5 protein-coding genes are annotated in these 9,670 nt (G+C 58.3%); 1 reads left to right on the forward strand and 4 read right to left on the reverse strand.

The window, feature by feature from the left end; genetic code table 11:
• The first annotated feature begins 165 nt into the window (after positions 1-165).
• Complete coding sequence (locus RBB47_RS19105; protein ID WP_305987468.1) at positions 166-3,849, forward strand: vitamin B12-dependent ribonucleotide reductase; 3,684 nt, start codon at positions 166-168, stop codon at positions 3,847-3,849.
• Between the two features lie 208 nt (positions 3,850-4,057).
• Here the strand turns inward: RBB47_RS19105 and RBB47_RS19110 are convergent, their stop codons facing one another.
• The 4 genes from RBB47_RS19110 to dld form a co-directional block, all read right to left on the reverse strand.
• Positions 4,058-5,068: a cytochrome d ubiquinol oxidase subunit II gene (locus RBB47_RS19110; protein ID WP_305987469.1), complete on the reverse strand. Its 1,011-nt coding sequence runs from the start codon at positions 5,066-5,068 to the stop codon at positions 4,058-4,060.
• A 6-nt stretch (positions 5,069-5,074) separates the two neighbouring features.
• Positions 5,075-6,451 (reverse strand): cytochrome ubiquinol oxidase subunit I, encoded by a 1,377-nt coding sequence (locus RBB47_RS19115; protein ID WP_305987470.1) that lies wholly within the window; start codon positions 6,449-6,451, stop codon positions 5,075-5,077.
• A gap of 237 nt (positions 6,452-6,688) precedes the next feature.
• Positions 6,689-7,540 carry a glutaredoxin 3 gene (gene grxC, locus RBB47_RS19125; RefSeq protein WP_371932817.1) on the reverse strand — a complete coding sequence of 284 codons (852 nt, stop codon included), beginning with the start codon at positions 7,538-7,540 and terminating at the stop codon, positions 6,689-6,691.
• Between the two features lie 229 nt (positions 7,541-7,769).
• Complete coding sequence (dld, locus tag RBB47_RS19130; protein ID WP_305987471.1) at positions 7,770-9,470, reverse strand: D-lactate dehydrogenase; 1,701 nt, start codon at positions 9,468-9,470, stop codon at positions 7,770-7,772.
• Positions 9,471-9,670 lie beyond the last annotated feature (200 nt).

The raw sequence follows: 9,670 nt of genomic DNA on the forward strand, positions 1-9,670 counted from the left end.
ACTATATATAGTAGACCCAGATACAGAGCAGGCTACATACAGGGTTACACCTGTCGAAGTGCAACAGCATCCGGCGGAGAGGCAGACGGGATCGTCTCGCCGGGCGCATGGTGGAATTGGACCGGTTCGGGGCGAACCGGCTGGGGACATAAGGGGACTTTTAGAATGCGGATAGAGCGGCGCTACACCGAAGAAGGCAAATCGCCTTACGCCGGCATCGAATTTCGGACTGCAACAAGTGAAATCCGCAATCCTGACGGATCGATTGTGTTTCGCCTGGAGAACATCCAGGTCCCGGCCCAGTTCTCTCAGGTCGCCTCTGACATCCTGGCACAAAAGTATTTCCGCAAGGCAGGTGTCCCAGCCAAATTGAGGGCTGTTGAAGAAAACACGGTTCCCTCCTTCCTGTGGCGTCATGAAGCCGACGAAGACGCCATGAGCGATCTGCCGGAAGACGAGCGCTACGGATCGGAGATCGACGGACGTCAGGTTTTCGACCGCCTTGCAGGCACGTGGACGTACTGGGGCTGGAAAGGCGGATATTTCGATCAGGAGTCGGATGCCCAGGCCTTTTATGACGAGCTGCGCTACATGCTGGCGACGCAAAAGGTTGCTCCGAACTCACCGCAATGGTTCAACACCGGTCTGCACTGGGCTTACGGGATCGACGGTCCCAGCCAGGGTCACATGTATGTCGATTTCCAGACCGGCAAGCTGACCAAGTCAAAAACGGCCTATGAGCACCCGCAGCCGCATGCCTGCTTCATTCAGTCTGTTCAGGACGATCTTGTGAATGACGGCGGCATCATGGACCTTTGGGTGCGTGAAGCCCGGCTCTTCAAATACGGTTCGGGCACCGGCTCAAACTTCTCACATGTGCGCTCCGAAGGCGAAAAACTGTCCGGCGGCGGCAAGTCTTCCGGTCTGATGAGCTTCCTGAAGATTGGCGACCGGGCCGCGGGCGCCATCAAGTCCGGCGGCACGACGCGCCGCGCAGCCAAAATGGTTGTCGTGGACGTCGATCACCCCGACATTGAGGAATACGTCAACTGGAAGGTCAAGGAAGAGCAGAAGGTGGCGGCCCTCGTCACAGGCTCCAAGATCTGCCAGAAGCACCTCTCGGCCATCATGCGCGCCTGCGTCAACTGCGAGGCGGATCACGGCGATTGTTTCGATCCGGCGAAGAACCCTGCCCTCAAGCGCGAAATCCGCGCTGCCAAGAAAATGATGGTGCCGGAAAACTACATCCAGCGTGTCATCCAGTTTGCAAAGCAGGGTTTCACCAAGATCGAATTTCCGACCTACAACACGGATTGGGACTCAGAAGCCTACCTGACCGTAGCCGGACAGAACTCGAACAACTCCGTGCGTGTCACTGACGGCTTTCTCGACGCCGTCATGTCCGACAGCGAGTGGGACCTGACGTCGCGCCGAACCGGTGAAACGCTGAAATCCGTCAAGGCGAAGGAACTCTGGGAACAAATCGGTTATGCCGCTTGGGCATCCGCCGATCCGGGCCTTCAGTACCACACCACGATCAACGACTGGCATACGTGCCTTGCCGATGGTGAAATCCGCGCGTCCAATCCGTGCTCGGAGTACATGTTCCTGGACGACACGGCCTGTAACCTGGCGTCGCTGAACCTGATGCAGTTCCGCAGGGACGACCGGTCCTTCGACATCGAAAGCTACGAGCACGCAGTGCGTCTGTGGACCATCGTGCTTGAAGTCTCGGTGCTGATGGCGCAGTTCCCGTCCAAGGAAATCGCTGAACTGTCCTACAAGTTCCGCACGCTTGGCCTCGGATACGCCAACATTGGCGGACTTCTGATGACCTCCGGCATTTCCTACGACTCCGATGAGGGCCGCGCCCTTTGCGGTGCCCTGACTGCGGTCATGACCGGTGTTGCCTATGCCACATCTGCAGAAATGGCCGGTGAACTCGGGTCTTTCCCGGGCTACAAGAAAAACGCCAAGCATATGCTGAAGGTCATCCGCAACCACCGCCGCGCTGCCTATGGCGAGGAGGACGGCTATGAAGGCCTCAACACCAATCCGGTGCCCCTGGATCACGCCTCCTGCCCGGATCAGGTGATCGTGGAGCGGGCCAGGAAGGCTTGGGACCGTGCTCTGGAACTTGGCGAAAAGAACGGCTTCCGCAATGCGCAGTCGACCGTGATTGCTCCGACCGGCACGATCGGTCTCGTCATGGACTGCGACACCACCGGGATCGAGCCGGACTTTGCCCTTGTGAAGTTCAAGAAACTCGCCGGTGGCGGCTACTTCAAGATCATCAACCGCGCCGTTCCGGAAGCCCTGCGTGTTCTCGGCTACGCGGAAAGCGAGATCGGCGAGATCGAAGCCTACGCAGTCGGTCACGGCTCGCTGGACCAGGCACCGGCCATCAATCCTGCCAGCCTTGCGGCGAAAGGATTTTCGGAAGAAAGCCTCGGCAAGCTCAAGGACGGCATGAAGTCGGCCTTCGACATCAAGTTCGTGTTCAATCGCTGGACACTCGGAGATGACCAACTGAAGTCACTTGGCGTCTCGGACGAACAGCTCGAGGATCAGGAATTCAACCTCCTGTCGTTCCTCGGCTTTTCCAAAGCCGATATCGAAGCAGCCAACACGCATGTCTGTGGCGCGATGACCCTTGAAGGTGCGCCGTTCCTCAAGGAAGAGCACTATCCGGTCTTTGACTGCGCCAACCCGTGCGGCCGTATCGGCAAGCGCTTCCTCTCTGTGGAAAGCCACATCCGCATGATGGCGGCAGCCCAGCCGTTTATCTCCGGTGCGATCTCCAAGACCATCAACATGCCGAACGATGCGACGGTCGAGGACTGCAAGGAAGCCTATATGCTGTCCTGGAAGCTCGCGTTGAAGGCAAATGCGCTTTATCGCGACGGGTCCAAGCTGTCTCAACCTCTCAACGCCCAGCTTCTGGCCGATGAGGACGACGAGCAGGAGGATGCACTCGAGGAGATCGCAGCCAAGCCACAGGCAGCCAAGGCCGAGGTCGTGGCGGAACGGATCGTCGAGCGCATTGTCGAACGGGTTGTTCGCGAGCAGGAAAAACTGCCGGCCCGCCGCAAGGGTTATACCCAGAAGGCAAAAATCGGTGGACACACGGTGTTCTTGCGGACCGGCGAGTACCACGACGGCCGTCTTGGCGAAATCTTCCTTGATATGAACAAGGAAGGCTCTGCCCTGCGCGCCTTCATCAACAACTTCGCCATCTCCGTCTCGCTTGGTCTGCAATACGGTGTGCCGCTCGAAGAATATGTCGATGCGTTCACCTTCACCAAGTTTGAGCCGGCCGGCATGGTGCAGGGCAACGACGCGATCAAGAACGCAACCTCGATCCTCGATTACGTCTTCCGCGAGTTGGCCGTGTCCTATCTCGGACGTCACGACCTGGCCCATGTGCCGCCGGAAGTCTTCGGCAACACAGGCGAAGGCACTTCGTCCAGCGATGATCGCGGTCAGGGTGGCCAGATCGTTTCGCACGGCCTCGTTCGTGGCCAGACCGAGCGTTTCCGGCTGGTCGCCGGTGCAAGCGAACCAGCTGGTGAAACCACCGAGGCGATATCCGTGCAGACGGCAAACACCCCAGCTGCGCAGGTCTCCGCGGTCGCCACGGCCTTTGCCCGCGGCTCGGAAAGCACCGCTGCAGCGGTCGAAGTCAGCGTCCCTGCCCCGCAGGTCTCGTCGGCAGCCCAGCAGATCGCCCAGGCACGCATGAAGGGCTATGAAGGCGAAAGCTGCTCCGAATGCGGCAACTTCACCATGGTCCGCAACGGCACCTGCCTCAAATGCGACACCTGCGGCGCAACGAGCGGCTGCTCCTGACGCGCACGGCTTAGTCGGGAGTCCGCCAAGGCGGGCTCACCACCTGCCACAGCGCGGCTCCCGGCGCCCAGACAACAAAAACCCGCCCGTTGATCTGACGGGCGGGTTTTCGTTTCGAATGCGAGCACTTCGCTTGTCATCAGGCTCGAAGATCTGTTCCGGGTCACCACGGGCAACATATTCAGCCACCGTTCGCCATTTTGTTCGGTCAGTCGTAGCGCAGTTCGGTCGCTTTGCCGCGGAAAACCGTATAGGCGAGGATCGTGTAGCCGATGATCACCGGCAGCACGAAAAGTGCGCCGAGCAAAATGATGAACAGGCTCTCCGGTGCGCTGGCACTTTCATAAAGGGTCAGCTTCTCCGGCACCACATAAGGGTAGAAGGAATAGGCCAGACCGACAAAGGCCAGGAAAAACAGGCAAGCTGTTGCGGTAAACGGAACCCAGGCCCATTTGTCATCCCTGGCAGGCAGATGCTTCAACGCGGTGTAAATGATGAACACCAGCAAGCCCGACATCAGCGGCAGCGGTGCCAGGAGGATCATCGAGGGAAACGAGAACCACTTCTCGAAAATCCGTTCGCTCACCAACGGGCTTGCGAGCGAAATCGCGCCAAGTCCGAGCATCACGCCCCAAAGCCGCCTGCGTGCCCACCGGATCGCCTTTCGTTGCAGCACCCCTTCGGACTTGATGATCAGCCAGGTCGCGCCGATGAAGCCATATCCGGCCGTCAGGCAAAGGGCCGTCAGAACGCCGAATGCGATCGATGCCGGTGTGTGTTGAAGGCCCATGATGTAAAGCCCGAGCATGTAACCTTGCGCGAGCGATGCGGACACCGAGCCTGCGAAAAAGGCCTGGTTCCAGCGGCGTTTTTGAGTGCCGCTCGTTTTGGCACGGAATTCAAAGGCGACACCGCGTAGGATCAGGCCGATCAGCATGACCGCGACGGGCAAGTAGAGCGCCGTCAGGATGACGCCGTGCGCAACGGGAAAGGCGACGAGCAACAGCCCGACCGCCAATACCAGCCAGGTTTCGTTTGCATCCCAGAACGGACCGATCGCAGCAATCATGCGGTCCTTTTCATCTTCATCACCAAGCGGCAGCAGGATGCCGACACCGAGATCGAAACCATCCAGCACGACATAGACGAGGATCGAGATGCCCATGAGTGCGGCAAAGGCCAGCGGCAACCAGACGGTGGGGTCTCCAAAAAGGGTCATGTCGGTTTACTCCGCCGGAACCAGGGCCACTTGGGCCGCACCTGAATGTGGCCGGTTCTCTTCCGCATCGCTCGCCTTGCGGGCCAACCGGAAAATGACCGTGATATAGGCCACGAGCAGCACGGCATAGACGGCCAGATAGGCAACAAGCGTTGTCGCCACCATGGGAGCCGGAACATCGGCAACCGCCGCTTCGGTGGTCAGGACACCTTGAACCAGCCACGGCTGGCGGCCGATTTCCGTGGTGTACCAGCCGGCAAGCGTGGCCACCCAACCGGAAAATGTCATCGCCACGAGGCCGCGCAGAAGCCACGGGTTCAAGCCATCGACCCCGCCGCTTCGGCGCATCATGAGGACGGTCGCCCAACTCATTGCCAGCATCAGGACCCCGGTCCCGACCATCACACGGAATGACCAGAACACAGGCGTCACCGGCGGATGCAGGGCCGTTCCATCATCGGCGTAAAAGTCATTGAGGCCCGGGACCACTCCCGCCGGGTCGTGTTTGAGAATGAGGGATGCGCCGTTCGGGACACCGATTTCGAAATCGTTTTGACGCTTTTCCTCATTGGGAATGGCGAACAGGAGCAGCGGAACGTGAGTAGACGTGTTCCAGTTACCTTCCATTGCCGCCACTTTCTGCGGCTGGTGCTCCAGCGTGTTGAGGCCGTGCATATCGCCTGCCCAGATCTGCAAGGGGATCAGGATCGCGGCCAGCCACGCACCTGTCTTGAGCGTCAGCCGCACGCCTTTTGACCGGTCGCCAATCAGGCGGCGGTAAGCCGAGATGCCGACAATCAGGAAGGCAACGGTCAGTCCGCTCGCAAGCAGCATGTGAACGAGGCGATACGGCATGGACGGATTGAAGACGATCGCCCACCAATCGGTTGCGTGTACAATTCCGTCGCGCAATTCAAACCCGGTTGGCGTGTGCATCCAGGAATTTAGAACAAGGATCCAGAAAGCGCTCATGGTGGTGCCGAAAGCAACCAGGAATGTTGCCAGCGTGTGCAGCCAATTGGGAACCCGCGATGCACCGAACAACATGATGCCGAGGAAGGCCGCTTCCAGAAAGAAGGCCGTCAGAACTTCATAGGCCAGGAGAGGTCCGGCCACGTTGCCGACTGTTTCCATGAAGCCCGGCCAGTTTGTGCCGAACTGGAAGCTCATGGTGATTCCGCTGACCACGCCGAGACCGAAGGACAGGGCAAAGATCTTCACCCAGAACATGTAGGCGGCCATCCAGCGGTCGTCCCCGGTGGCGTTGAAGCGCATCTTGAAGAACAGCAGCACCCACCCGAGCGCGATCGTAATTGTCGGAAAAAGAATGTGAAATGAGATGTTCGCCGCAAACTGAATGCGGCTGAGAAGGAGTTCTTCCATCGGTCCTGCCTGGCAAGCATGCCTCGTTGGTTGGTCACTTGCCTGGCATATGGGTCAGGGAATTTACCTACTCAATATGAAATCGCCGGCCTGCGGCCACACGTCCTGCGTCAGCCGGTCACAGCATGAAATGCAGCAATCAAATGCAGAGCCTGGACCTTTAAGTCCGCGCCCGTTTTCGCGATTGCCTCAAATTCGCCTGTCCCGAGTCGACTGCCGAACTGGAGAGATCCTCTGCTAATTCAGTGCTCCTTCAAGCAGCGCATCCAGACGCCCCGACTGCTCAAGGGAGGCAAGATCATCGCCGCCGCCGACATGCGTCGATCCAACGAAGATTTGCGGGACGGTTCGCCGGCCGCCACTGCGCGCAACCATGACATTTGCAGCCTCGGGATCGCGCTCGACATCCACCTCGATAAAGGGCGTTCCTTTGTTCTGGAGGAGAGCCTTGGCAGCCTGGCAATGGGGACATTCCGGCGTGGTATAGATCAGCACACCGGAACCGTTCGCCTGCACCGTGTTGTCCTGAAGCCAGGCGATGACCTCGGCAGCCGCCCTGTTCGGCGGAAACACGGGATAGAAAACCTTTTCGACAACCCCGTCCTTGAGAATGAGGGTCAAGCGCTTCATCAACCGCATCCCCTCCACAATCATGGTCGGAAGGCGCATCGCATCGGTCAGTTCGAACCGGGCATCGCTCAGGATTGGAAAAGTCAGGCCCAGACGGTCGGAGAGTTCCTTCTGATAATCCGCAGTCTGTGTGCTCAAACCAAAGACAGTGACCCCCAAAGCCGAGAATACGTCCGTTTCGGCTTGAAACGACAATGTCTGCGGCGTGCATCCCCGTGCGCCGGGAATATCGTTCCAGCCCGGTGGCAGCTCGACACCCGGGACACCCGTCATCGGATAGGCATAGACAATAACCCGGCCAGGCACCTTGGAAAGATCAACCAACGTGCCGGTCGTGGCAGGAAGCGGCACAGCGGAGAACGTCATCCCGGTCAGATGATCAGCCTCGCCATCATCGACCGGCTGTGGCAGATCATCGGGAAGAATCAGAGGGTTGGTGTTGTCCCGGTCACTCGGCATGAAGCTTGTTCTCCTGTTCACTCGCGTTCCCATGCATCAAAAGTGGTTGCCCGGAAAGATCCAAAGTTTGAAATTTTGGGGGGCCACTTGTGCGGAGACGATCAGATTATTCCGTCACCAAGGCTCTGTGGAGTGTCGATGAACGGTTGCAAAGTGTGACCAAACAGAGCCGGTGGAGCTTAGTGCTTCGCAAACACAACATCAAAGAGAACAGCAGACCAGAGCCGTGTCAGTTTGCCGGTTCGTGCGCCGGGTGTCGCTTTTGTTTGGATGTTTTTCCAATGCCGGGATTGAAGCTGTTGGTCGGGTCGAGGTCTTCATAAAACGCGGCGAGCGCAGGCTTTGCAGTATAGAGGTGGCCGACATTGTGCTCGGCCGGGTATTCGGCGCCGCGCTTGTCCAATAGCGCTAGCATTTTCTGCTTGATCGCCTTGGGGTCGGCTCCCTTGCGCACCACGTAATCCTGGTGAAAAACGTGGCAAAAGAAGTGGCCATAATAGAGCTTTGAAATCAGGTCTTTCTCGATGTCTTCCGGGAGCGTTTCAAACCAGTCTTCCTCGTTGCGCGCCAGGGCGATGTCGAGTGCGATGACATCTTCGACCTCGTTCGAGTGGACCGCGTGATATCGCACCCCTGCGCCTGCCGCAGCAAATCGATGCAGCATCGCCTTCTTGGCCTCTGCCTCGTTGCAGGCAAACCAGGCGTCCTTTCCAAGCGTTTCCGTGAGGATTGCTTCAACCGCCTCTGCTATTTGCGGGCCAACCTTCAAGATTAGGTGATGTTCGTAGCGAGCGCGCCAGTCCAGCATGCGCTTCGGCAGAGGTTCTGGAACCAAGCGACTGAATACCTGCATCGCACGATCGACCAGATTGCTCGGCAGGAATGGAATTTTGTTCAGACGCGCATCCATGGCGCCCTTGATTGCGAAGAACATCGGCAGACGATCCGTACCGAACCAGTGGATCATCATCAGTGTGTCTTTGCCGTATTTTCGTGCGACGTCAAAGAGTTCGCGGTGGACGTACTCGCCACAGATCGGCAGTTCGTCACACTCGGTCAAAATGCGGCGACGCAGAACTTTCAAGTCCGCCGGATCATTGGTGCCGATATAGTAGACGCGCTCTTCGCCGATCGCCGGATAGGTATCGAGCCGGACCGCGAAAACCGCCAACTTGCCAGCAGAGCCCGACGCCTCGAACAATCTGTCCGGATCGGCATTGTAGCGTGAGGGTGTTGAAGCGGTGACATCCCGAACCTTATCAGTGTAGCCATCATCCGACGCGCGTCCGACACCCTCCTTGATGTCAACTTCTGTAAACCGGCCTTGCTCGAGCCTTTCCAGGATCTCCTCCGGCGTGTCGCCAAGGTCAATCCCGAGATGATTTACCAGGCGCAGCACACCGTCGCTGCCGATTTGAGCGTAGAGAGCAAGCTCCGTATAAGCGGGTCCGCGTTGGGTTAGAGCGCCCCCGGAGTTGTTGCAGACGCCCCCAACGATCGATGCGCCGATGTTGGAGGATCCAATGATCGAATGAGGTTCTCTGCCGAGTGGCTTCAGCAACCTCTCCAGCTTGTAGAGCGTGCTCCCCGGCAGACCGATGATCTGATGCCCGTCTTTCAGCACATGGATATTGTCGAGACGCAGCGTGTTGATGATCACGACATCGCGGTCATAATCGCCACTCGGGGTCGATCCTTCCGTCAATCCGGTGTTAGCGGCTTGCATGATGACGATCCGGTCAGCGGCAACACAGGCTTTCAGCACGCGCCACATTTCGAGAAGTGTGCCGGGAATAACGACAACTTCGGCTTCACCCTCTCCTGAGCGAAATCCTGTCCGGAAGCGCTTCGTGCCCGCGGAACTGGTCCGTACAAAAGAAGCACCGACGATCTCGACCAGTGCGTCAGTGAACTGTGCATCCGAAGTCATGTACCCGAATGTCCTCAACCTGTTTTTCGATGTCGTTTGTGAGGGTTGGATACCACAGCAGGCAAACCGTTCAAACCAGTAACAATACTTGCAACGATCGACCAACCAGCTTGATGGTCGCAGTTTCGGCGCTCAGTTCGGGTCGTCTGTTGGGTGAACACCAACCCGCTCGTCATAACGCCTGCGCTGAACTTCAGGTG

It is taken from the genome of Roseibium sp. MMSF_3544 (assembly GCF_030732845.1).
Taxonomy (GTDB): Bacteria; Pseudomonadota; Alphaproteobacteria; order Rhizobiales; family Stappiaceae; genus Roseibium.

Excerpts from the sequence above, each read along its gene's own strand:
- grxC (WP_371932817.1), bottom strand. The coding sequence starts at position 7,540 with ATGCCGAGTGACCGGGACAACACCAACCCTCTGATTCTTCCCGATGAT.
- dld (WP_305987471.1), bottom strand. The coding sequence starts at position 9,470 with ATGACTTCGGATGCACAGTTCACTGACGCACTGGTCGAGATCGTCGGT.
- RBB47_RS19115 (WP_305987470.1), bottom strand. The coding sequence starts at position 6,451 with ATGGAAGAACTCCTTCTCAGCCGCATTCAGTTTGCGGCGAACATCTCA.
- RBB47_RS19105 (WP_305987468.1), top strand. The coding sequence starts at position 166 with ATGCGGATAGAGCGGCGCTACACCGAAGAAGGCAAATCGCCTTACGCC.
- RBB47_RS19110 (WP_305987469.1), bottom strand. The coding sequence starts at position 5,068 with ATGACCCTTTTTGGAGACCCCACCGTCTGGTTGCCGCTGGCCTTTGCC.